The sequence below is a fragment of the Streptomyces sp. NPDC002926 genome (assembly GCF_053591755.1).
Genome location: NZ_JBSFUK010000001.1, coordinates 659,336 through 680,677 on the forward strand (window position 1 = coordinate 659,336; position 21,342 = coordinate 680,677).

The window sequence follows — 21,342 nt, forward strand, 5'->3', positions numbered from 1 at the left end:
CCGTCCCGCCGGGCCCGCGCCGTCACCTACAGCCCCAGCACCTTCGCCTCGACAGCCGGGTCCAGGCCCAGCACCGGGCGGTCCGGTCGCTGGGGAGGGGTGCCGCCGATGGACTTCAGCCAGGTCCAGGTGTCCGTCACCGTGTCCGCGGGCGGACGGCAACTCAGACCATTCACTTGGTGGATCGCGCGGTGGAGCTCCGGCAGCCGCTCCTGCGGGATCCAGATCGGGAGGTCCGTCCAGGGCTCGATGCCTGCCGCCAGGATCGCCTCCGGGGACGTCCAGCGCAGTTCCGCGTCCGAGCCGGTGGCTCGCGCACACGCCTCCAGCAGTTCGCCGATGGTCGTGTGGCCCTGCTCGCTCACCAGGTTGTACGGGCCGCTCAGGCCCTGTACCGCCGCGTCGAGCATCCACTCCGCGAGGTCGCGTACGTCGATGTACTGCAGCGGGGTGTCCCGCGGACCCGGCGCTAGCACCGGGCCGCCGCGGGCCATCCGCCCCAGCCACCACGGCAGTCGGCCGATGTTCTCCCACGGGCCGATGATCAGCCCCACCCGCACCAGCAGCGAACGCTCCTCGCCGAACGAGTCCAGCACCGCCAGCTCTCCGCCACGCTTGGCCTCCGCGTACGGGACTTCGGCCGCGTCGGGCGAGGCCTCCACCACCGGACCGGTCTCGTCGTTGCCGGCCGCGGGCGGCCAGGCGTACACCGAGCAGCTCGATACATAGACATGGCGACCGACCCGACCCGCCAGCAGCCGGGCCGCGTCCCGTACCACCGACGGCGCGGCCGACCAGGTGTCGACGACCACGTCCCACTCGCCCTCCGCGAGCGCCGCAAGCCCGTCCGGCGCCGTGCGGTCGCCGAGCAACGAGGTGACACCCGCCGGTGCTTCGTGCCGCCCGCGATGGAAGACCGTCACCTCCCAGCCGCGCGCAAGGGCAGACTCGACCACCGCACGGCCCGCGAACTCCGTACCCCCCAGAACCAGAAGTCTCATACCCGCGACTCTGCCTGGCGGGCCGCTCGGGACGAAAGAGATTCCGCTGCCAGGGGAAGTGAACGCAGGCCCCCTCCCGGACCTCGGCCCCGGGATGGCAACATGTGCAGACCATGACAGATGCCCGGTCGCCGATGCGCGCCCTTCGGGCCGCGCTCTTCGCGGCGGTGTCCGTCATTCTGGCCGCCGTCGCGCATGCGCGTATGCCGGCGGATCACATCCCGTTCACCGCGCTGCTCGCCGCCTTCGCCGCGACCGGGACCGCGGGCTGGCTCGCCGGCGGGCGGCGCCGCGGCGTACCGACCATCGGCACCGGCCTGCTCGCCGTACAGGCCACGCTGCATCTGATCTTCTCCGGAGCCGGCGGAGCCACGGCCGAGCAGCATCACCACCATCCGCAGTACGAGCCCGCCACCGCGGTGATGGACGCGGATGCCGGCATGCTCGCCGCCCACCTGATCGCCGCGGCCGTCTGCGCGCTCTGGCTTGCCCGCGGCGAGGCCGCGTTCTTCCGGCTCGCGCACGCCATCGGCACCCTCGCCTTCACTCCACTGCGGCTGCTGCTGACCGCCGTCCGGATGCCCGAAGCCCCGCGGCCCGCGGCGCGCCCACGGCCGTCCCGCAGCCTCCGTCTCCACAGCGTCGTACTCGCCCACACCCTGGTGCGCCGCGGCCCGCCCGCTTTCCCCGTACTTCGCGCCACGGCCCCCGGAGCAGCCGTCTGACCTGGGGCCGGTTCCCCATGTCGACGCCAACTCCCTAGGAACACCATGGCCATTGACGCCCCCGCGCAGAACACCGAGAATCCACCGGAGACCGGACCGGGATCCACCTGGAGCTCACTGCGCCCCCTCGTCCTCCGGCTCCACTTCTATGCCGGCCTGCTCATCGCGCCGCTGCTCCTGATCGCCGCCGCCAGCGGACTGCTCTACGCGCTCTCCTTCCAGGCCGAGAAGATTCTCTACAGCCATGAGCTCGAGGTACCGGTCGGCGACCGCACCCTCCCGCTCGGCACCCAGGTCGAAGCCGCCCGCAAGGCCCAGCCCGAGGGCACGGTGACCGCCGTCTGGCCCTCGTACGAGGACGGCGCGACCACTCGCGTCCTGATGACCACCCCCGGCATCGAGGAAGGCAAGTCCCTCGCCGTCTTCGTGAATCCGTACACCGCAGAGGTACGGGGCGAGCTGACCTCCTACGGCGGTTCGGGCGCCCTCCCGCTGCGCACCTGGCTCGACCAGCTCCACCGCGATCTGCACCTGGGCGACCTCGGCCGCAACTACAGCGAAATGGCCGCCAGCTGGCTCTGGGTCGTCGCTCTCGGCGGACTGCTGCTCTGGCTCGGCCGCAGGCGTACGACGAAGCGCGCCCTGTTCGTCCCCCAGCGCGGCGCCAAGGGCCGCCGCAGGACCCTCTCCTGGCACGGTTCGGTCGGACTGTGGGCCGTGACCGGGCTCGTACTGCTCTCCGCCACCGGACTGACCTGGTCGCGCTACGCGGGCGAGAACATCGGCGCCGTCCAGGACCAGCTCGGCGGCGCCACGCCCACCGTCTCCGCGACCCTCGAGGGAGCCGGCGGCACGGGCGGCGGACACGAGGGCCACGGCGGCGGCCACGGCGGCGCGCACCAGGGCGCGGACGTCGGCATCGACAGGGCCGTCGCCTCCGCACGCGCCGCGGGAGTCGACACGAAGATCACGGTGACTCTCCCGGAGGAGGGCAACGGCTATGTCGTCAAGGAGAGGGACACCCAGTTCCCCGTCCATCTCGACTCGGTCGCTGTAGACCCGTCCAACGGCAAGGTCATCGACGAACTGCGCTTCGCCGACTACCCGCTTCTCGCCAAACTGACCCGCTTCGGCATCGATGCCCACACCGGTGTCTTCCTCGGCCTCGCCAACCAGCTGGCCCTGGCCGCGCTCGCGCTCGCCCTCATCCTGCTGATCGTGTGGGGCTACCGGATGTGGTGGCTGCGCAGGCCGACGAAGGAGCGCAGGCTGAGCGCCGGCCGGCCGATGCCGCGCGGAGCATGGCGCAAGGTGCCGTTGCCCGCGCTGCTGCCGATAGCCGCGGCCACCGGGCTGATCGGCTGGTTCGTACCGATGCTCGGCGTCAGCCTGCTGCTGTTCCTGGCCCTCGACATCACGCTGGCCGCCGTGACCCGGTTCCGCGGGCGGACCGGCTAGGGGCGGCCCCGCGGGCGGACGGCGCTGCTTCTCGAACACGCCCCGGACACAACGGAGCCCCGCCTGCCGTCGGGCAGGCGGGGCTCCGTGCGGACTGCTCAGGGCGCGTACTTGTAGCCGACCCGCCGTACGGTCTGGATCGTACGGCGGTGCTCGGCGCCCAGCTTGCGCCGCAGCCGGGCCACATGGACGTCGACGGTCCGGCCGTCGCCCACATGCCCGTAACCCCAGACGGTGGTCACCAACTGGTCGCGGGTGTGCACCCGGTGCGGATGCGCCACCAGGTGCGCGAGCAGCTCGAACTCGAGGTAGGTCAGATCCAGCGCCTGCCCGTCCACCAGGGCGGTGCGCCGGACGCTGTCGATGGACACCGGTCCGGCGCCCTCCTGGGCCTGGGCCGGCGCGGCGGACGGTGCCAGAGCGGACGGCGCCAGGGCGGCCGGCGGCTGCTGATCGGCCGGTACGAGAACGAGGTAGCCGATCATCGGCGGCTGATCCGGCAGTGTGGGCAGAGTGTGCTGGGGCGCGGGCAGCCACGTGGCACCCGGCGGAAGGAAGTCCACCACCTGCCCGGTGGTCACGACCTCGTCCCGGTCGACGGCACGCAGCCGGTGCCGGCCCGGGCTGATCGGATTCTGGTTGACGGCGGTCGCAGCGGGGACGGCGGAGACGGCGGAGATGGAACGGGAGTTCGCCATGAGAGGTCAGCTCTTTCGCGCGGAGGAGTCGTCGAGTCGATAAGACGGACGTACGTCGTGCGCGCTGGCCGAAGACCGGGATGAGCGGCTTTAGAGGGCCTGCGCGTTCACCGCGCGGCAACACACCCGGTCGAAGTCATGGTGCTGCCGGGAAGGCCAGAACGGCTCAAGGTCGCTGCGACCTGTCGCGAAGTGCTGGAAGCTGGCCATGTCCCCATTGAAGCAGATGTCGTCCGGCGGCAGCAGTGGCCTTCCGCACGTTGATACGGACGTTGATACGGACGTTGGCACGGCCCTGACGGTCACCTGGCGCGGTCCACGCCGAAGGGCGCCCACTCGCGAAAGGGCGCCGGCATGCCGAAGGGCGCCCGCCGGCGGGACCGGCGGACGCCCTCGTGTGTGCGGCACGGCAGCGCGATCAGACCTGGCCGGCCTTCTCCAGCGCGGCGCAGCAGGTGTCGACGATCAGCCGCGTCACCACGTACGGGTCGACGTTGGCGTTCGGGCGGCGGTCCTCGATGTAGCCCTTGCCGTCCTGCTCGACCTGCCACGGGATACGGACCGAGGCGCCACGGTCGGAGACGCCGTAGCTGTACTCGTTCCACGGGGCCGTCTCGTGCAGACCGGTGAGGCGGTCGTCGATGCCCGCACCGTAGTTCTTGACGTGGTCGAGCGGCTTGGAGCCCTCGCCCAGCGACTCGCAGGCGGTGATGATCGCGTCGTAGCCCTCGCGCATCGCCTTGGTGGAGAAGTTGGTGTGCGCGCCCGCGCCGTTCCAGTCGCCCTTCACCGGCTTCGGGTCGAGCGTCGCGGAGACCTCGAAGTCCTCGGCGGTGCGGTACAGCAGCCAGCGCGCGATCCACAGCTGGTCGGATACCTCCAGCGGAGCCAGCGGTCCGACCTGGAACTCCCACTGGCCGGGCATGACCTCGGCGTTGATACCGGAGATGCCGAGGCCCGCCTTGAGGCAGTTCTCCAGGTGGGCCTCGACGACGTCACGGCCGAAGATCTCGTCGGCGCCGACACCGCAGTAGTAGCCGCCCTGCGCGGCCGGGAAGCCGGCCTCGGGGAAGCCCAGCGGGCGGGAGCCCTTGAAGAAGGTGTACTCCTGCTCGATACCGAAGATCGGCTCCTGGGCGGCGAACTTCTCCGAGACCTCGGCGAGCGCCGCGCGGGTGTTGGAGGCGTGCGGTGTCATGTCCGTGTTGAGGACCTCACACATCACCAGGACGTCGTCGCCGCCGCGGATCGGGTCCGGACAGGAGAAGACCGGCTTGAGCACGCGGTCGGACGCGTGCCCCTTGGCCTGGTTGGTGCTGGACCCGTCGAAGCCCCAGATGGGCAGCTCCGCCCCGTCCGTCAGTATCTTCGTCTTCGAGCGAAGCTTGGCGGTCGGCTCGGTGCCGTCGATCCAGATGTACTCAGCCTTGAACGTCACGGGGCCTCATCCTTTGCGGGTGCAGCGGTATGCCGCGCAGCTTCGCAATCCGGGATTTCCCGACCGTTGCCCATGTGTGAACCCCACGTTACGCCGCGCCGATGGCCGGTCGCGTCCGTCGGTGAGCGAGCTCGGCCTCGGCCGCGAGCGTGCGTCCGCACTCGCCGAGCAGGGACTCCGGGCCCGCGGTACGGATCCGGCGGAGAGCCGGGAGGCCGCGTCGTATACGGGGTTCAGCCCGACACTCGCCCCGACGGGGCCGGGAAGACATAGGCCTGTTCGGGACGTCGCGGGCGATTTTCCGCACGGGGCACACTGGGCGGTATGACGAAGCCCGCGAAGCAGCTGCGTATCGGACTCCTGGGTACCGGACCCTGGGCGGAGCGCACCCAGGCCCCCGCGCTCGCCGCCCATCCGGATGTCGAGCTCGCCGGCGTGTGGGGGAGGCGGCCCGAGGCGGCCGCCGCGCTCGCCGCCGCCCATGACACGGCGGCGTACTCGGGCGACAACGGAATCGACGCGCTCTTCGCCGCCTGCGACGCGGTGGCCTTCGCGCTGCCGCCGGACGTCCAGGCGCCGCTCGCGGCCCGGGCGGCCGTGGCCGGCTGCCACCTGTTGCTGGACAAGCCGGTCGCGACGACGGTGGCCGGAGCGCGTGAGGTGGCGGAGGCGGCGGAGCCGGCCGGGGTCGCGTCGGTGGTGTTCTGTACTTTGCGCCACGCCGCCGAAACCGCGCCCTGGATCGCCGAACAGGCGGCGGTGGACGGCTGGTTCACAGCCCATGCGCGGTGGCTCGGTTCGGTGTTCGGGTCCGCCGAGGACAGCCCGTACGCGGCTTCGCCCTGGCGGCGCGAGAAGGGCGGGCTGTGGGACGTGGGCCCGCACGTGCTGTCCGTACTGCTGCCGGTGCTCGGCGATGTGACGGAGGTGACCGCGGCTCGTGGCCCGGTCGACACCGCGCATCTGGTGCTGCGGCACGTGTCCGGGGCGTCGAGCACGGCGACGCTTGGCCTGAGCGCGCCGGTGAAGGCCTCGGGGGTGAGCATCGAACTCGTCGGTGACCAGGGGACGGCGGTGCTCCCGGCCTGGGGCGACGCGGTCGGCTCGTTCCATGCGGCCGTCGACGCGCTGCTGGAGTCGGCGCGGACGGGGCGGCCACACGACTGCGACGTACGGTTCGGGCTGCGGGTCACCGAGATCCTGGCGGAGGCGGAGGCGGAGCTTCTGCGGCGTGGTTAGAGCCGCGGCTCAGGTGGTGAGCGCGGTGGCCGGGACGGTGCCGTACGCAGGAGACGGCACCGTCCCGGAATCCGTCGGTGTCAGCCGACGCGCTCGATCCGCGCCTTGCGGATGAGGAACTTGCCGGGCTCGCGGACCTGCTCGAAGGCCGCGTTGTTCAGCAGGGCGCAGCTGCCGGAGGCGGAGGCGACCTTGACGGTCGTCGACTTGTTGTTGTCGAGGTTGGTCACCTTGAGGGTGGTGCCGACCGGGAACTGGTTGCTGGAGGCGGCGGGGGCGCCGCCCTCACCGGAGAGCGTCACGGTCGAGCCGGCGCAGACGACCTCGCCGGCGTTGCCCTGGTCGCCGCCTGCCTGGTCGCCGCCTGCCTGGTCGCCGCCTGCCTGGTCGCCGCCCGCCTGGTTGCCGGCGCCCTGGTCGCCGCCCGCCTGGTTCCCGGCTCCCTGGTCGCCTGCCTGGTCGCCTGCGGGGGGCTGCTCCGCGGCCGGGGGCGCGGCGGGCTGCTCCGCGGCCTCGCCACCACCCGCACCCGCGCCCACCTCACAACCGGAAGCGGCCTGCTGCACCTTGATCTGCTCGATGACGGCCTGCCGGTTGGCGATCCGTGCCTCGGACTGGGCATCCGGATTGGCACGCTGGTCGGCGATGAACTTCTCGTTGTTCTGGAGGGCGGTGACCAGTCCGTCGCAGGCCACCGACGCCTGACTGGTGCCGGTCATGACAATTGCCGTACCGCCCGCGAGGGCGGCGGCGCCGACGAGCAGAGCGATCTTCTTCTTCCCGCTGAGGGTCTTCTTGCGCGACACGTGGGGCTCCTGTCGGGTCGGGTCCGTGTGCCGTTACGTACGAGTAGCAATTCCGTTCTTCTCAGCGGTCTCACCTACAACTTCCTTAACTTTCCTTAAGGTTGTTGCTGCTCATCGGGTGGTAGCGCCCGGCACAGCGCGTCCAGCGCCGCGGCGTAGATGTGCTCCGGCGGCGTCGCGTAACCGACGACCAGTCCGTCCCGCCCGTCCGCGGGAAAGTCGGCGTGCCGGTAGTCGGCGAGCCCCTCGACGGCGAGCCCCTGCCAGGCCGCCGCCTTGACCACCGCACGCTCGGACCCCGCCGGAAGTGCGAGTACGGCGTGCAGCCCCGCCGCGATCCCGGTCACCCGCACCTGCGGCGCCCGCTCGGCCAGGACCGACACCAACCGGTCGCGCCGGCGCCGGTGGCGCTGCCGCATCTTGCGCACATGGCGGTCGTACGCCCCCGAGGTGATGAAGTCCGCGAGAGTGAGCTGCTCCGTGGCGCTCGACCACTGCTCGCGCTCACCCTTCGCCGCCACCACCTCCTCCATCAGGTGCTCGGGCAACACCATCCAGCCGATGCGGAGGGAGGGGGAGAGGCTCTTGCTCACCGACCCCATCAGCACCACCCGGTCGGGATCGAGGCTCTGCACCGCCCCCACCGGCCGGCGGTCGTAGCGGAACTCGCCGTCGTAGTCGTCCTCCAGGACCAGCCCACCCGCCGACCGCGCCCAGTCCACGACGGCGGCGCGCCGCGCCGGATGCAGCGGCCCGCCGGTCGGGAACTGGTGCGCGGGAGTCAGCAGAACGGCGTCCACCGTGCCCAACTCGCTTGTGCGGGCGCCGTTTTCATCGACGGGCAGGGGAGTGGTGCGTACGCCGCCTTCGGCCAGCAGCCTGCGGTGGAAGGGCAGCCCGTACGACTCCACGGCCCACCGGCCGCCCGCGACCGCCGCCATCAGCCGCAGCGCATGTGCGGTCCCGGAGCAGACGACGATCCGCCGCGGATCGGTCCGCACCCCACGCACCCGGGCCAGATACCCGGCCAGCGCCTCCCGCAACTCGGCCCGTCCACGCGGATCGCCGGGCCCGAAGGCATCGTGCGGCGCGGCGGTCAGCGCCCGCCGCGCCGAGGCGAGCCAAGCACCGCGCGGAAAGACGGAGGGGTCGGGCTGCCCCTGTACGAGGTCGTACACCGGCCGGACGGTCCTGGCCGCGGTGCGCTGCCCGGGTATGGCAGCGCCCCTTCTCCTGCCCTGCGGCGGAGAGGCCAGATGCGCCACCCGGGTCCCGGAACCCTGGCGCGCGGTGAGCCACCCCTCGGCGACCAGCTCGGCGTACGCGTCGGCGACGGTGTTACGGGCGATCCCGAGGTCGGCGGCGAGGGAACGGTAGGGCGGCAGCTTCGTGTCAGGGGCCAGCCGCCCGCTCCGGACGCCTTCGCGCAGGGCTCGCATCAGAGCGGCGCGCCGACTGCCCGGACCCGTCAGCTCCAGATGCAGATCCGCACCCAGTATCTCCGCCGAATTGACCCATGAATCTGCCACTGAAATGCACCCCGTAGCCGGTCGCTCGAGCTCCTAGATTCGTACACATGACGACGACAGAGATCAACCCGGCCACCGGCCGCACCACCGCCCGCGTCAACTTCGCGAAGCTGGCCCCGAAAGCCTTCCGCGCCGTGATCGGCCTGGATGCAGCGGCCCGCGAAGGCCTGGACCCGACGCTGGTCGAACTGGTCCAGGTCCGCTCCTCGCAGCTCAACCACTGCGCGTACTGCCTGCACATGCACACCACCGACGCGCGCAAGGCGGGCGAGAGCGAGGAGCGCCTGCACATGACCGCCCTCTGGCGGGAGGCGAAGCACTTCTTCACGGAGAAGGAGCAGGCGGCACTCGCCCTGACCGAGGCGGTCACCCTGGTCGCGGACGGCGGAGTGCCCGACGCGGTGTACGCGCATGCGGCGGCGCACTTCGAGGAGCAGGAGCTGGCTCACCTGCTCGCCCTGATCCTCACCATCAACACCTGGAACCGGATCGCGCTGGCCACGGGCAAGGTGCCGGGCACGGACGAGCGCTGAGGGCCGGTGGGCGGTGAGTCCGGAGAGAGGTGAGTCAGGCGAGCGGTGAGCCCGGTGGGCGCGAGCCAGCCGGAACCACCCGAGGCGGAGCCCGTGCCCCGGCGGGCTCCACCCACCGCCCCCGGCTCGAGGCTCCCGCCGGGCCGGATCACCGGATCGGGGACTTCCCGGGCGGCTGACGAGGCAGGCGAAGGGGACGTGCAGGTCTGGTGCCCATTAGGTTGAGCGGGACGCAAGCCGGCCCACCCACCCACCAGGCAGCCCAGGACCATGACAGAGCGACCACCTCACGGCTCGGCCCGTCCCGGCGGGCGGACGGCCCGCACCCGCGCGGCCGTGCTGGCCGCCGCCTTCGAAGAGCTGGACGCGCACGGGTTCGGCGCGCTCACCCTGGACAAGCTCGCGCAGCGCTCCGGAGTCCACGTCTCGACCATCCGCCGGCGCTGGCGCACCGTCGAAGGTGTCATCGGCGATCTGCTGGCCCAGCACAGCACAACCATCCCGACCCCCGACACGGGTGACTTCCGGCAGGACCTGCACCAACTGGCCCAGGTGATCGCCGACTTCCACGCCACCCCGCGCAACCGCAACCTCATCGAGGGAATCGTCGCTGCGGCCGCCCACGACCCACAGGTCGCACAGATCGTCCATGACGCGTTCGCGGGCCGCACCGAGCACGTCACCCAGCTCGTGCGGCGCGCGATCGACCGCGGCGAGCTCTCCCCGGACACCGACGCCACAGACGTCATCGCCGCGCTGAGCGCACCCTTCTACTACCGGCTCCTCATCAACCGCCGCCCCATCGACGCCCGCCTCGTCCACGCCGGCGCCGAAGCCGCCTACCATGCCGCCCGAGCCGGAGTCTTCAGCGTCAGGTCGACCCCGGCGCCCTAGGAGCGGCCGAGCGCGCCCCTTACCGCCTCGTCCGTACGCGCCACGACGGCCGTTCCGTCCTCAGCCGTGATGATCGGCCGCTGGATCAGCATGGGGTGCTGCGCGAGCGCCGCGATCCACCGCTCCCGCGAACCGTCGTCGCGCGCCCAGTCCTTGAGCCCCAGCTCCTTCGCCGCAGCCTCCTGGGTCCGCGTGATGTCCCACGGCTCGAGCCCGAGCCGCCCGAGGACAGCCCGGATCTCCTCCGCGCTCGGCACGTCCTCCAGATAGCGCCGGACGGTGTACGTGGCGCCCTCCTCGTCGAGAAGGTCGATGGCGCTGCGGCACTTGGAACAGGCCGGATTGATCCAGATCTCCATGCCCCCACAGTACTGGCTCGGCCCCCTCTCAAACACCGTCTGGCCAGCGGCGATTGTCAGTGGCGGGCAGTAGAATGGACAGTAGTTCGGGATGGTCCCGCCACCGTGCCAGGAGGTTGCCGATGGCCGTTGCCACACTCACGACGAAGCCCGTGTACAAGCCGCTGAAGAAGAAGGCACTGCCGGCCGGACAGCCGCGCGAGTGGTATGTGTCGCACAATCGCCGACTGAAGGCCATGCGCCTGGCGATCGCCCTGCTCGACTCCGGCGTCTATCACCCGGCGACCGCCGACAACCGCAAGATACATGCGACGGCGGAGCGCATCGGGGTCCACCCGCCGTCCGACACGACGTGCCGGATGGTGCGGGCACTGATCCGCTACGGCCGCTGAACAGACCGAACAAGCGCAAATGACCGAACAACTGAACATCTGAACAACGGCGTCCCGCTGCCGTCGCCCGAGGTGACGGCAGCGGGACGCCCGTGTCCATGGGAGCCGTCACAGGCCGGACGTCCCGATGTGACGCATGGGGCACGTGCGCCGCCTGTCCTCAACGGGTCCCGACCGACCGCAGGTTCCTCGTAACAACCCGCGTGGCGAGGGGTGCAGTTGGCGCAGATTGGGGCATTCTGGACCCATTCGGTTCGAGCCGCCCCGGGGGGAGACATGTCTCATCCGCACCGCGTCTTTCGACGATTCCTCGCCTTCTTGGCCGCCGGCGTACTCGGCGCCGGCACCTCGCTCACCGTCGCCCCGGCCGCCGCCGCCGAACCGGCGACGTCGGTCCCCTATCCCGTGGGAGCGAGCGCAACCCGCTACTCGGGACTGGCCTTCGACACCTGCACAGCACCGCCGCTGTCCGTCATCCAGGCGTGGAGCGCATCCCCGTACCGGGCTGTGGGTGTGTACATCGGCGGCATAAGCCGCACCTGCGCCCAACCGGCACTGACCGCGTCGTGGGTGGCGTCCGTGTCGGCGCTCAACTGGCGTCTGCTGCCCATCTACAAGGGTCTGCAACCGCCTTGCGGCGGTAAACCCACCGACGCCAAGATCAGCCGGGCCGCCGCGACCGCCAGGGGCCAGGGCACCGCGGCGGCCGCCGACGCCGTCGCCGCGGCGAAGGCGCTCGGCATGCAGCCCGGCAGCGCCGTCTACAACGACATCGAGAACTACACGCAGACCGACGCCACATGCCGGACCGGGGTGCTGGCGTTCGTCTCCGCCTGGACGAAGGAACTGCACCGGCTCGGCTATGTGTCGGGCGTCTACATGAACCTCAACCTCGGCGCGAAGCAGCTCTCCGACGTCTTCACCTCCACCTCCTACGCCCGTCCCGACGCGCTGTGGATCGCCCGCTTCGACGAGGTCGACTCGCTGAAGGGCTGGACCGACATCGCCGACTCCAACTGGGCGGTCCACCAGCGGGCCAAGCAGTTCAAGGGCGACCACGACGAGACCTACGGCGGCGTCACTCTCAACATCGACACCGACCGGCTCGACGCGCCGGTCGCCACCGTGGCGTACACCCACACGGCGACGAGCTCCACCGCGCTGCACGCCCGCACCGGCCCCTCGACGGGCTACCCGGTCTCCACGTCGTACGCGCCCGGGTCCGCCCTCAAGGTGGTGTGCCAGGCGCCCGGTTCCGCCGTCGGCACCACCGCCGTATGGGACAAGCTCTCGGACGGAACCTACGTCACCGACTACTACGTCAGCACCCCGTCCAACACCGGCTACAGTGCCCCGCTGCCGCGCTGCACGTACCCCTACCAGACCACCGCGACCGGCGGCCTCGCCGAGCACACGGGCGCCGGCACCTCCTCCGCCGTCCGTGGCACGTCGCCCAACGGCTCCCTGGCGTGGGTGGTCTGCCAGCAGGCAGGCTCGGCGGTCGGCACCACCAAGATCTGGGACCGGCTGGACAACGGCCGCTACGTCTCGGACTACTACGTGGCCACACCCAGCAATACGACCTACAGCAAGCCCGCTCCGCCCTGCTGACCCGCGCGCCCGGGGCGATCGCTCAGACGGCCGCCCGGGCCGCCCACGTCGCCAGTGCCGCATCGCCGACGCTCAGCGTCCCGTGCCGCAGTACGGCCGCCTTCATGCCGAAGCTGACCTTGTTCTCGTACTCCGGCTCCCGCCGGTACGTCGCGAGCGTACGGATCGGCTCGGGACCGGCGCGGAGCCCTGTGAGCTGGTCGACCATGGGGACACTGCAGCGCATCGCCCGGACTGCATAGGCGAGCCGGACGGTCCCGATCTCCAGCCGTCGCATCCCGTCCTCGGCGTGCGGCTCCGCGCAGCCGTCGAGGACGATGTTCGGCCGGAAGCGGTCCATCGGCACCGGAGCGGCGCCACGCTCCGCGATCCGCGCGTTCAGCCCGTCCAACGACGCCTGGGACGCCACCAGCACCGCATGCGCGTCCGCGAACCCGACCTTGCCCGGCGTCTCGCCCCAGCCGTCCCGGTCGAAGTCCGAAGGCACCCGCACCAGCCGGGACTTCGCCCCCAGCACCTCGGAGAACCACTCCGCGGCGGCGCCCCCCTGATCCGCGCCCTGCCCGATGGCCCGCCCGAACATCCTCACCGGCCGCCGCTCGCCGTCCGGGTCGGCCTCCAGCAGTACGCTCTCGACCCCGTCGGCGGACAGCCGCAGTGACGCACCCCCGTCGGCGATCCGGGGCCGGATCGCGGCCATGGCAGGCAGCGTGCGCTGACTGCGGAACGAACCGTCGGCGGCGTCGACGACCATGAAGGTGCGGTCGTGCTCGAGCCCCGTCTCGCCGACCCGGGCGGAGCCAACTTCCGTACCGGCACAGCCCTTCACCGGGTAGTACGTCAGATTCTGCACAGTGATCCCCATGCCGGTCGATCGTACGTGCGTCCGGCGGCTTCCGGCGAGACGATCACCCTGACGGGCCGCGCATGTGAGGGAGGAGGCGCAGGCCGTTGCACCGGTCCCGAGGCGGCGCCGTCCCCGGCCGGTCGCCGCCTCGCGACCCGGCGGGTCAGATCCGGGCGCCGAGGCGCGCCTTCGCGGTCGGCCACTCCTCCGCGAGGAGCGAGAAGTAGACGGTGTCCCGCCACGTACCGTCCGGGCGCCGGCGGTGGCGGCGCAGCACACCCTCGCGCTGGGCCCCCAGACGCGCGATGGCGGCCTGCGACCGTTGGTTCATATGGTCGGTCTTCAACTGGACACGCCCCATGCCCAGATCCTCGAAGGCGTGCGTCAGCAACAGCAGTTTCGCCTCGGTGTTGACCTCCGTGCGCCAGGACGCGCGCCCGTACCAGGTCCAGCCGATCTCCAGACGCTCGTTCTCCGCGTCGATGTCCATGAACGTGGTCCAGCCGACCGCCCGGCCGGTAGCGCGACGGATGACGGCGAACGGTATGTAGGTGCCGTGCTCCGCGGCTTCAAGCAGTTCACCGAGCTTGAAACCGAGTTCGTCCCGCGTACGCGGCGTCGGCCCGCCCTGCCAGCGCCAGACCTCGTCGTCCTTGCCGCCCGCGGCGAAGAGGTCGCCGAGGTGCTCCATCGTCAACGGTTCGAGGCGCACATGGCGGCCGGTCAGGGTCACGGACACAGGTGTCTTGGCAGGCATGGCTCGAACGGTAGCTTCTTTCTGCACTAGCGGCAATCGTATTTTGCACTAGTGCAATGCCATTTCCCTCGGTGGGCGATCAGTGGACGACCGGTGGACGCACGGGCTGTGTCGGCCCTGCCGATTAGGCTTGTCGCGGGCCCCGAAGCGATCAAGTACGCACTCCGAAGTGGGTGGTTGGCCGGGGCGGACGAGCAGGCGGAAGGGGTGGGGCATGGGGAAGTTACGGAGACCGGGGGCGTACGTCTGCGGGATCGACGCGGCGATGGATGTGGTCGGCGGGAAGTGGAAGGTACTGATCCTCTGGGCGCTCAACCAGCAGACATGCCGCTTCGGGGAACTGCGCAGACTGGTGCCGGGCGTGACCGAGAAGGTCCTCTCCTCCCATCTGCGGGAGTTGGAGGCGGACGGCATCGTGCATCGCGTGGTCCATGCCGAGGTGCCGCCTCGCGTCGAGTACTCACTGACCTCGCTCGGCGTCTCGCTCAATGACGCGCTGGCGCCGCTGGGCGCCTGGGGGCGGGAGAACATACTCGCGGTCGCGGTGGACACCCACCCGCCGCAGTCCTTGGCGCGCCCCGCTGAGAACCGGTGACTTGAGGGCGGAGTGAGTACGCCCCATCCACACAGTGTGACGTGTCACAGACAATGCGGCGGTGCTGTGGGAACTTCAACTGTGGTACTCCCCTGTGGAGTTGCTGAAGAGCCGAGCGTGAGGACCTGACGGCGCGCGGACCGCATCGGTCGCCCCCGCTGGGGCGTCGGAGGCGGAGACGCGCGGCGGACGGCGGCATCCGGCTCGAAACGGTCTGCCCGCACGTGGAGAGGATCGAATGAGCACCCTGGAAGCCATGACGCTCGACCAGGTGGTCGACACGGCTCGCTATCCCCTGCCGGAAATCGAGAGCGCCGAGGGACGGGCCGTGGTTGCCCGTGCCCAGCGCGAATTGTCGACTCTCGGCTGCACCGTGCTGCCGGACTTCATCCGTCCGTCGCTCCGAGATGTCCTGCAACAGGAGTGCTCGGCCATCGCCCCCCGGGCGCACTTCGACGTCGAAACGGTCAACGTCTACAACATCGCGGTGGACTCGGCCCTGCCGGAGGACCACCCGGGCCGGACGAGCTTCGAGCGGGGCAACGCGTTCGTGGCGCGAGACCGCATCCCCGCGGACTCCCTCATCAGCCTGCTCTATTCCCACCCGGTGTTCCAGCGCTTCGTCGCCCGCTGCTTCGGACTGCCGCACCTGCACGAGCTGGCGGACCCGCTCTCCGGACTGGTTCTCAACGTTGTCGCGCCGGGCATGGAGCACCCCTGGCACTTCGACACCAACGAGTTCACCGTGAGCATGCTCACCCGGCAGGCGCAGGCCGGCGGCGTCTTCGAGTACTGCCCGAACATCAGGTCCGCGCACGACGAGAGATTCGACGACGTCCGGGACGTACTGGACGGCCGGGGCGAGCGGTTGACCAGGCGCCTCTCCCTGCAACCTGGTGACCTGCAGCTTTTCAAGGGCCGCTACTCGCTGCACCGGGTGAGCCCCGTGCGGGGCGAGGTCGCGCGCCACTCCGCGATATTCGCGTACAGCGAGCGCCCCGGCGTCATCGGAAGCGTGGCACGGACCCGGCAGCTCTTCGGCCGGGTGCTGCCCGAGCACCTGGAGGCCGAGGGCCGGGCCGTCCGGGGCGACCGACTGCTGGATTAGCGAGCGGCGAGGACGTGCAGTCGCCGCAGGCCGTTTTCCCACGCTGAGATCCACCGAGGAGTAAGCCCTGTGCGTTTCGACGCGACCGGAAAAGTCTCGCTCGACCACATCTACACCCAGCCCGATCCGCGCAGCTATTTCAGCGTGCTGCGCCCGCTCGGCTATTGCGTTCCACAACTGGCCAAGCCCTACTTCGCAAAGCTCATCAAGGAGTACCGGGAGTCCCAGCACGTCGCGGTGCCGAAAGTGCTGGACATAGGCTGCTCGTACGGAATCAACGCCGCCCTGCAGAAGTACGACGCGACGATGGACGAGCTGTACGCGCGCTACTGCGGCGCGGACGGCGACGCCGACGCACTGGGCGACGCGGGGACCGAGTCGGTGGGCGGCGTGGAGACCGGGGCCGTGACTCGTGCGGCCCTGCTGGCGCGAGACCGGGAGCTGTCCCGGTCTCGCCAACCCGCCCACGGCATCCGCTTCGTCGGCCTGGACACCTCGGGCAGCGCGTTGTCCTACGCGCTCGAGGCCGGGTTCCTCGACGACGCGGTGCACGCGGACCTGGAAGCGCACGAGCCGACACCGCGGCAGCGCGCCCAGTTCGCCGGGACGGACCTGGTGATATCGACGGGCTGCCTCGGCTATGTCACCGAGCGGACACTCATGCGCGTCGTCCGGGCGCAGGGCGACCGCCTGCCCTGGATGGCGCACTTCGTGCTGCGGATGTTCCCGTTCGACCCCGTCGAGAGCGCGCTGGCCGGACTGGGATACCGGACAATCCGTGTCGAAGGGGTTTTCAAGCAACGGCGGTTCGCCTCCCCGCAGGAGCAGACGCTCGTGCTGGACAGAATGTCGGCCGCCGGGGTGGATGCGCAGGGCCTGGAGGCGGAAGGCTGGCTCTACGCACAGCTCTACCTCTCCCGCCCGTACGGCACATCAGGCACTCCGAGCGGGGGCCTCGCCGTCCGCGAGGAATCCACCGCCCCCACGATCTGAATCGAGAGCAGATTTGAACAGTCAGGGAATGGCAGACATCGCGACCTTCGCTCAGGAGGACAGCCTGCCGCGCATTCCGCTGCCTACGCTGGAAGCGAGCTGCGAGAGGTTTCTCGCCTGGTGCGCTCCGCTGCTGACCGCCGACGAGCTGGCGGCGACCGAAGCGGAGGTCGCCGCCTTCCTCCGCCCCGACGGCCCCGGCCGGGCGCTGCACGCGGCGCTGGAGGAGTACGACGCCACCAAGGGCGTGCACAGCTGGCTCGACACCTTCTGGCCGTACCGCTACCTGGGCCGCCGCGACCGGATCGCGCTCAACGCCAACTTCTTCTTCCTCTTCAAGGATTCGGGCCAGGCGCAGGTGGAGCGGGCAGCCGGGCTCATCGCCGGGGCCGTCAACTACAAGCGGAAGCTCGATCAGGGGCTCATTGTGCCGGTGGCGCAGCGCGGGCGGCCCCAGTCGATGGTGCAGAACAAGTTCCTGTTCTCCGCCACCCGGATTCCCGGCGCGCAGCAGGACACCGTCCGCAGCCCCTACACCGAGGAGTGGCCAGGCCCGTCCGAGGCACGGCACATCGTGGTGTTCTTCCGGGGCGGCATGTTCAAGCTGGACGTATTCGGTCCGGACGGTGTCCCCCACAGCCTGGACGACCTCGAGGCGGGGCTGCTGGCCGTGATGAAGGCCGGCGCCGAGCCGGCCGCCGCGGACACCTCGGTGGGCCACCTCACCACCATGGCGCGCGCGGAGTGGGCGGCCGCCCGGGAGTCGCTCCTCGCCTGTCACCCCCGCAACGCCGAAGCACTGGACGATGTCGAGACCGCGCTGTTCTGCGTCGCACTGGAGGACTTCGCACCCGCGGACACCCAGGAGACCTGCGACCAGTTGCTGTACGGCGACCGCGGCAACCGCTGGTTCGACAAGGCCGTCTCCTTCATCGTCTTCGCCGACGGCCGGGCGGGCATCAACGTCGAGCACTGCGAGCTGGACGGGACCACCATCCTCAGCTTCACCGACGCCTTGCTCAGCACCCCGGCCGAGGAACAGTCCCGGCAGTCCGGAGCCCGTCCGCAGGGTCTGCCGGCGCTGACGCCGGTCGTGTTCGAGCTGGACGACGCCCTGCGGGCCCAGGTGCGCTCCGCCGCCGACGCCTTCGCCGCGTACGGGGCGGCCACCGCGACCCGCACGGTGTCGTTCGAGGACTTCGGCAGCAAGGCGGCCAAGGCGCTTCGGGTCTCTCCGGACGCGTTTGTTCAGGTCGCCTACCAGCTCGCCCATCAGCGGGCCAAGGGGCACCTGGGCGCCACATACGAGTCGATCGCCACGAGGCAGTACCGGCGCGGGCGGACGGAGGCGATGCGCGTCGTCACCCCGGAGGCGCAGGAGTTCGTGGCGGCGATGGACGACCCGGCGGCGGACGCGCAGACCCGGCGCGCCGCGTTCCGGGCCGCCGCCGAGAAGCATGTGGCACGCGCGAAGGAGTCCCAGAACGGGCAGGCGCCCGAGCAGCACCTGTGGGAGCTGGAGCTGATCCAGCGCCGGCGCGGGGCGGAGCTGGGCGTGACGGAGCAGCCTGCGCTGTACCGGACGCCGGGCTGGCTCACGATGCGGGACGACTACCTGAGTACGAGCTCCGCGCCGTCCGAGAACATCCAGTACTTCGGTTTCGGCTCGACCAGCAGCCGCTGCATCGGCGTGGCCTATGTGCTGCTGCCCGAGAGGTTCAACATCTATCTGAGCACACCGCTGGCGGTGGCCGACCAGATGCGGACGTTCGCGGACCGGCTGCGGGAGGCGGTGGGCGAACTGCGCGCACTGCTGGCGTCCGAGCGGTCCGAGGACTGATCCGCGGCGACCCGTCTGTCGCACCGGCAGAGAGCCGAAACGGCCGCCACTCCACGTCGGGGGTGGCGGTACCCTCGCTCGGTAGGAGGCCTGATTCCACCGGTGGGAAAGGCCGTCGACCGCGCCTTCCACAGCGGGAAGAGCACGGCCGACGGCCTACATACGGCCCGGTCGGAGTGGTGACCCGCTCCGACCGGGGGTCTTCCTAGATGTCGAAGTAGAGGTGGGAAGGGTTCCTGACCTGCTGCGACGTGCTACTGACTGGCCTGGGGATAGCGCATCCGAGGACAGAGGCGATGCGTTATCCCCAGGCCAGCGCCTCCCCGCGTCAGCAGATGCGGCGGCATGAGTCGCCCCACCGGTCATTTCGAAGGGGCACAGACGACTCGGGTCGCGGCCGCGCTGGCCGCAGGTCGCACACGCCCTCTGACGCCGGCCGTGCCGGTGGCAAGCATGCGGTGAGCGTCATTCGCCGACCAGATCCAGCCGCCGTCTCAGATATGTCGGAGGGCGGACCTGGCTCTCTGTCACACTTCACTGCTGGCATGCACTGCATTTGAATCGGGGGTGGCGAAGTGGCACAGAGCCGGAAGGGCTACTACCGAGCGGCGCATTATGTGAGGCCGTCGAGCGTCTCCGGTCGAGCTAAGAAGCCTGCCCTGTGGGTGATCGCTGTTGGCGTGCTTCTTCTGATCGCCGCTTGGAACACTCTCTTCGGAGATGAGGACAGCAAGTCGACGCCTAGTCCGCAACGAAGGGCGCATTCAGAGACGGCATCTCCGTCCCGCTAGTCCCGCAGACTCCTGGGCACGCCTGGCTCAGGCGTTGCGGCGGCCCCTGCGGCGGACCACTCTGGCCCACACGGACACCTTGCGGCTGTCATGGGTCCGGCCACGATCCGCCGCCGGATCCGCGGTCTCGGTGGTTGTGGGCGCCTCCGCTCGAAGGCGATCCCAGGATTGTCTCCAGCCGTCGACCTGCTCGTCCGGTACACCGCAGGCGGTCAGATAGATCCCCGTCGTCTTCCATGTCTTCGGCAGGTCCTTGCGATTGAGGAGACTGCTGACTGTTCCGGCGGCGATCTCTCCGCCGGATCGGAGACTGACGGCGGCGTGCGTGAGTCCACTTACTACGCGTACCTGGCCCAATGCGAAGAAATAGCCTTGAACGGTACGGATGGCTACCGGGTCCGGCCACAACCGGCGCTCGGCCGGGCTGTCGCTCGTGTCACTCGCCAGTGGAATTCGGCTGAAGGCCGGATTCCTGCCGAGCGCCAGTCGCCCATTGCTGTTTCGTCCTCGTCCTTGCGGGACAGGCCGGCCTTTGGCAGTGAGAGCTGTCCGCAACTGCCGGAACACGGAGTCCAGGTCCAGTTTCTCGGGGCCACCCGCAATTCCCATGGCCAAGATGCTGAGCAGTTCTCCCGTGAATGCCGTGTGGGTCTCCCCAGGCGGAGCAAGCGCCTGACGAGTCTCCGAGGCTGCGGCCAGCAGGTAGGTCCCTTCCACGTCGGCCTGAGCAGCCAGATCTGAGGGCCCCATCATTCCGAGGGCGAGGCCGCCGTAGCAGCAGTCGAGTACGACGACAGTCCGCTCTGCATGCCCCTCCAGAAGTGCTCTGCGGAGCCAGTTGTACGGCAATCCCGTATCCACCCGCTGCTGCCGGGACTGAGGCAGCCCCAAGTAGAGCTCCCCATCCGGGTCGACCAGCCCGTGACCCGCGTAGTACACGAGTAACGAGTCCCGGGCCGTCGCGGTGGCGTCCCGTACGGAGTCCATCGCGGTTTCCGCGCTCGCCGGGTTCGCGACGACGCCGCAGTTGTCCGGTCGCAGATTCCAGGACGTGGGTCCGCGGAGTGCCTCCGCAAGGGAGTTGAGGTTGTTGGACACGGCAGGGAGGTCCTCGAGGAAGTCGTACGCGCTCGTCCCGATCAACACCGCCCGCGAGGCTCCAGGATCCGGCAATATGCTCAACGTCCCGTGCCTTCCCCGCCTTCGCCTTGCTCCTCTTGGAGGAGGCGGATGATCCGGGCGATCTGTTCCTCGCTGCAATCGGTCAGGGCATCGGCAAGGTCGTCACGCCGAACCCTGAGACGCGGGTCTCGTGGACGTGTCCGTTTCCACGCGACGAGTGCTAGCACGAAGTTCGCGGCGTTCCATCCGTTGTCCGTGATCAACTGCAAGACGTCGGCAGCCGTCCCCATCTGGCCTTCCTGAGGCGGCTCCTCGCGTATCTCCAGCACGGCGGAACGCCTGATGTCAGGGTCGCTCCGCAGCCAGCCGAGCAGCGAACGGAGTTCGCTGTCCGCCGACTCGACATGAACCTCAACACGCATGCCATCCCCCTCGTCATCGCACATCGGCGCATAGCCGTCCCGACCATCGTCGGGTAAGTCGGCCCAGAAGGGGTTGTGTTCGCCCAACCTCCTGGCTGCGCAAGGGGGCCAGAGGAGGGCTATGCAGCAGTCCGATTGCGGTGGCCGATCGCCTTGCGGGCCTTCTCGACGGCCCCGTCACACG

The 21,342-nt window shown here is 70.1% G+C and carries 21 protein-coding genes; 11 read left to right on the forward strand and 10 right to left on the reverse strand.

Going from position 1 to position 21,342, the window contains the following annotated elements; all coding sequences use genetic code 11:
- Nucleotides 1-26: 26 nt before the first annotated feature.
- Nucleotides 27-1,001 (reverse strand): NAD-dependent epimerase/dehydratase family protein, encoded by a 975-nt coding sequence (locus ACWDZ6_RS02900; protein ID WP_451501408.1) that lies wholly within the window; start codon nucleotides 999-1,001, stop codon nucleotides 27-29.
- 113 nt (nucleotides 1,002-1,114) lie between these two features.
- On the opposite strand from ACWDZ6_RS02900, the gene ACWDZ6_RS02905 reads away from it, so the two are divergent.
- Both ACWDZ6_RS02905 and ACWDZ6_RS02910 read left to right on the forward strand, forming a co-directional pair.
- Nucleotides 1,115-1,726, forward strand: a complete 612-nt coding sequence (locus ACWDZ6_RS02905; protein ID WP_451501409.1) for a hypothetical protein — start codon at nucleotides 1,115-1,117, stop codon at nucleotides 1,724-1,726.
- 45 nt (nucleotides 1,727-1,771) lie between these two features.
- Nucleotides 1,772-3,184, forward strand: a complete 1,413-nt coding sequence (locus ACWDZ6_RS02910; RefSeq protein WP_451501410.1) for a PepSY-associated TM helix domain-containing protein — start codon at nucleotides 1,772-1,774, stop codon at nucleotides 3,182-3,184.
- 98 nt (nucleotides 3,185-3,282) lie between these two features.
- On the opposite strand, the gene ACWDZ6_RS02915 is transcribed toward ACWDZ6_RS02910, so the two are convergent.
- Nucleotides 3,283-3,882, reverse strand: a complete 600-nt coding sequence (locus ACWDZ6_RS02915) for a winged helix-turn-helix domain-containing protein (protein WP_451501411.1) — start codon at nucleotides 3,880-3,882, stop codon at nucleotides 3,283-3,285.
- A gap of 418 nt (nucleotides 3,883-4,300) precedes the next feature.
- Nucleotides 4,301-5,320 carry a glutamine synthetase gene (glnII, locus tag ACWDZ6_RS02920; RefSeq protein WP_366732141.1) on the reverse strand — a complete coding sequence of 340 codons (1,020 nt, stop codon included), beginning with the start codon at nucleotides 5,318-5,320 and terminating at the stop codon, nucleotides 4,301-4,303.
- A gap of 324 nt (nucleotides 5,321-5,644) precedes the next feature.
- Here glnII and ACWDZ6_RS02925 point away from each other — a divergent pair, with 324 nt between their 5' ends.
- Nucleotides 5,645-6,559: a Gfo/Idh/MocA family protein gene (locus ACWDZ6_RS02925; RefSeq protein ID WP_451501412.1), complete on the forward strand. Its 915-nt coding sequence runs from the start codon at nucleotides 5,645-5,647 to the stop codon at nucleotides 6,557-6,559.
- An 80-nt stretch (nucleotides 6,560-6,639) separates the two neighbouring features.
- Here ACWDZ6_RS02925 and ACWDZ6_RS02930 read toward each other — a convergent pair whose 3' ends face one another.
- Together ACWDZ6_RS02930 and pdxR are read right to left on the reverse strand one after the other, a co-directional pair.
- Nucleotides 6,640-7,365 carry a hypothetical protein gene (locus ACWDZ6_RS02930; protein ID WP_451501413.1) on the reverse strand — a complete coding sequence of 242 codons (726 nt, stop codon included), beginning with the start codon at nucleotides 7,363-7,365 and terminating at the stop codon, nucleotides 6,640-6,642.
- A gap of 95 nt (nucleotides 7,366-7,460) precedes the next feature.
- Nucleotides 7,461-8,894: a MocR-like pyridoxine biosynthesis transcription factor PdxR gene (gene pdxR / locus ACWDZ6_RS02935; RefSeq protein WP_451501414.1), complete on the reverse strand. Its 1,434-nt coding sequence runs from the start codon at nucleotides 8,892-8,894 to the stop codon at nucleotides 7,461-7,463.
- A gap of 47 nt (nucleotides 8,895-8,941) precedes the next feature.
- On the opposite strand from pdxR, the gene ACWDZ6_RS02940 reads away from it, so the two are divergent.
- Nucleotides 8,942-9,427 (forward strand): carboxymuconolactone decarboxylase family protein, encoded by a 486-nt coding sequence (locus ACWDZ6_RS02940; protein WP_451501415.1) that lies wholly within the window; start codon nucleotides 8,942-8,944, stop codon nucleotides 9,425-9,427.
- Between the two features lie 270 nt (nucleotides 9,428-9,697).
- The gene (locus ACWDZ6_RS02945; RefSeq protein WP_366732136.1) at nucleotides 9,698-10,321 is read left to right on the forward strand and encodes a TetR/AcrR family transcriptional regulator C-terminal ligand-binding domain-containing protein; all 624 of its coding nucleotides are present in this window, start codon (nucleotides 9,698-9,700) and stop codon (nucleotides 10,319-10,321) included.
- On the opposite strand, the gene ACWDZ6_RS02950 is transcribed toward ACWDZ6_RS02945, so the two are convergent.
- Nucleotides 10,318-10,680, reverse strand: a complete 363-nt coding sequence (locus ACWDZ6_RS02950; RefSeq protein ID WP_366732135.1) for an arsenate reductase family protein — start codon at nucleotides 10,678-10,680, stop codon at nucleotides 10,318-10,320. The genes ACWDZ6_RS02945 and ACWDZ6_RS02950 overlap by 4 nt on opposite strands.
- A 122-nt stretch (nucleotides 10,681-10,802) precedes the next feature.
- Here ACWDZ6_RS02950 and ACWDZ6_RS02955 point away from each other — a divergent pair, with 122 nt between their 5' ends.
- Both ACWDZ6_RS02955 and ACWDZ6_RS02960 read left to right on the forward strand, forming a co-directional pair.
- A complete protein-coding gene (locus ACWDZ6_RS02955; RefSeq protein WP_326649489.1) occupies nucleotides 10,803-11,072 on the forward strand; it encodes a hypothetical protein in 270 nt (89 codons plus the stop codon).
- Between the two features lie 276 nt (nucleotides 11,073-11,348).
- Nucleotides 11,349-12,683, forward strand: coding sequence for a glycoside hydrolase domain-containing protein (locus ACWDZ6_RS02960; protein WP_451501416.1), 1,335 nt, complete (start codon nucleotides 11,349-11,351; stop codon nucleotides 12,681-12,683).
- Nucleotides 12,684-12,705: 22 nt separating this feature from the next.
- Here ACWDZ6_RS02960 and ACWDZ6_RS02965 read toward each other — a convergent pair whose 3' ends face one another.
- Both ACWDZ6_RS02965 and ACWDZ6_RS02970 read right to left on the reverse strand, forming a co-directional pair.
- Nucleotides 12,706-13,548, reverse strand: coding sequence for an MOSC domain-containing protein (locus ACWDZ6_RS02965; RefSeq protein ID WP_451501417.1), 843 nt, complete (start codon nucleotides 13,546-13,548; stop codon nucleotides 12,706-12,708).
- Nucleotides 13,549-13,693: 145 nt separating this feature from the next.
- Nucleotides 13,694-14,287: a GNAT family N-acetyltransferase gene (locus ACWDZ6_RS02970; protein WP_451501418.1), complete on the reverse strand. Its 594-nt coding sequence runs from the start codon at nucleotides 14,285-14,287 to the stop codon at nucleotides 13,694-13,696.
- Between the two features lie 214 nt (nucleotides 14,288-14,501).
- On the opposite strand from ACWDZ6_RS02970, the gene ACWDZ6_RS02975 reads away from it, so the two are divergent.
- The 4 genes from ACWDZ6_RS02975 to ACWDZ6_RS02990 all read left to right on the forward strand — a co-directional run bounded on the left by ACWDZ6_RS02975 (nucleotide 14,502) and on the right by ACWDZ6_RS02990 (nucleotide 18,823).
- Nucleotides 14,502-14,882 carry a winged helix-turn-helix transcriptional regulator gene (locus tag ACWDZ6_RS02975; RefSeq protein ID WP_451501419.1) on the forward strand — a complete coding sequence of 127 codons (381 nt, stop codon included), beginning with the start codon at nucleotides 14,502-14,504 and terminating at the stop codon, nucleotides 14,880-14,882.
- Nucleotides 14,883-15,120: 238 nt separating this feature from the next.
- Nucleotides 15,121-15,990 carry a HalD/BesD family halogenase gene (locus ACWDZ6_RS02980; RefSeq protein ID WP_451501420.1) on the forward strand — a complete coding sequence of 290 codons (870 nt, stop codon included), beginning with the start codon at nucleotides 15,121-15,123 and terminating at the stop codon, nucleotides 15,988-15,990.
- A gap of 69 nt (nucleotides 15,991-16,059) precedes the next feature.
- Nucleotides 16,060-16,983, forward strand: coding sequence for a class I SAM-dependent methyltransferase (locus tag ACWDZ6_RS02985; RefSeq protein ID WP_451501421.1), 924 nt, complete (start codon nucleotides 16,060-16,062; stop codon nucleotides 16,981-16,983).
- A 28-nt stretch (nucleotides 16,984-17,011) separates the two neighbouring features.
- Entirely contained in the window at nucleotides 17,012-18,823 is a 1,812-nt protein-coding gene (locus ACWDZ6_RS02990) for a choline/carnitine O-acyltransferase (RefSeq protein WP_451501422.1), read from the forward strand.
- Between the two features lie 818 nt (nucleotides 18,824-19,641).
- On the opposite strand, the gene ACWDZ6_RS02995 is transcribed toward ACWDZ6_RS02990, so the two are convergent.
- Together ACWDZ6_RS02995 and ACWDZ6_RS03000 are read right to left on the reverse strand one after the other, a co-directional pair.
- Nucleotides 19,642-20,760 carry a caspase family protein gene (locus ACWDZ6_RS02995; protein ID WP_451501423.1) on the reverse strand — a complete coding sequence of 373 codons (1,119 nt, stop codon included), beginning with the start codon at nucleotides 20,758-20,760 and terminating at the stop codon, nucleotides 19,642-19,644.
- Between the two features lie 32 nt (nucleotides 20,761-20,792).
- Nucleotides 20,793-21,245 (reverse strand): effector-associated constant component EACC1, encoded by a 453-nt coding sequence (locus ACWDZ6_RS03000; protein WP_451501424.1) that lies wholly within the window; start codon nucleotides 21,243-21,245, stop codon nucleotides 20,793-20,795.
- Between the last annotated feature and the right edge of the window lie 97 nt (nucleotides 21,246-21,342).

Coding starts and splice junctions, on each gene's coding strand:
- ACWDZ6_RS02970 (WP_451501418.1), bottom strand. CDS start 14,287: ATGCCTGCCAAGACACCTGTGTCCGTGACCCTGACCGGCCGCCATGTG.
- ACWDZ6_RS02955 (WP_326649489.1), top strand. CDS start 10,803: ATGGCCGTTGCCACACTCACGACGAAGCCCGTGTACAAGCCGCTGAAG.
- ACWDZ6_RS02960 (WP_451501416.1), top strand. CDS start 11,349: ATGTCTCATCCGCACCGCGTCTTTCGACGATTCCTCGCCTTCTTGGCC.
- ACWDZ6_RS02915 (WP_451501411.1), bottom strand. CDS start 3,882: ATGGCGAACTCCCGTTCCATCTCCGCCGTCTCCGCCGTCCCCGCTGCG.
- ACWDZ6_RS02965 (WP_451501417.1), bottom strand. CDS start 13,548: ATGGGGATCACTGTGCAGAATCTGACGTACTACCCGGTGAAGGGCTGT.
- ACWDZ6_RS02950 (WP_366732135.1), bottom strand. CDS start 10,680: ATGGAGATCTGGATCAATCCGGCCTGTTCCAAGTGCCGCAGCGCCATC.
- ACWDZ6_RS02940 (WP_451501415.1), top strand. CDS start 8,942: ATGACGACGACAGAGATCAACCCGGCCACCGGCCGCACCACCGCCCGC.
- ACWDZ6_RS02900 (WP_451501408.1), bottom strand. CDS start 1,001: ATGAGACTTCTGGTTCTGGGGGGTACGGAGTTCGCGGGCCGTGCGGTG.
- ACWDZ6_RS02945 (WP_366732136.1), top strand. CDS start 9,698: ATGACAGAGCGACCACCTCACGGCTCGGCCCGTCCCGGCGGGCGGACG.
- ACWDZ6_RS02925 (WP_451501412.1), top strand. CDS start 5,645: ATGACGAAGCCCGCGAAGCAGCTGCGTATCGGACTCCTGGGTACCGGA.
- ACWDZ6_RS02990 (WP_451501422.1), top strand. CDS start 17,012: ATGGCAGACATCGCGACCTTCGCTCAGGAGGACAGCCTGCCGCGCATT.
- ACWDZ6_RS02980 (WP_451501420.1), top strand. CDS start 15,121: ATGAGCACCCTGGAAGCCATGACGCTCGACCAGGTGGTCGACACGGCT.
- ACWDZ6_RS02910 (WP_451501410.1), top strand. CDS start 1,772: ATGGCCATTGACGCCCCCGCGCAGAACACCGAGAATCCACCGGAGACC.
- ACWDZ6_RS02905 (WP_451501409.1), top strand. CDS start 1,115: ATGACAGATGCCCGGTCGCCGATGCGCGCCCTTCGGGCCGCGCTCTTC.
- ACWDZ6_RS02975 (WP_451501419.1), top strand. CDS start 14,502: ATGGGGAAGTTACGGAGACCGGGGGCGTACGTCTGCGGGATCGACGCG.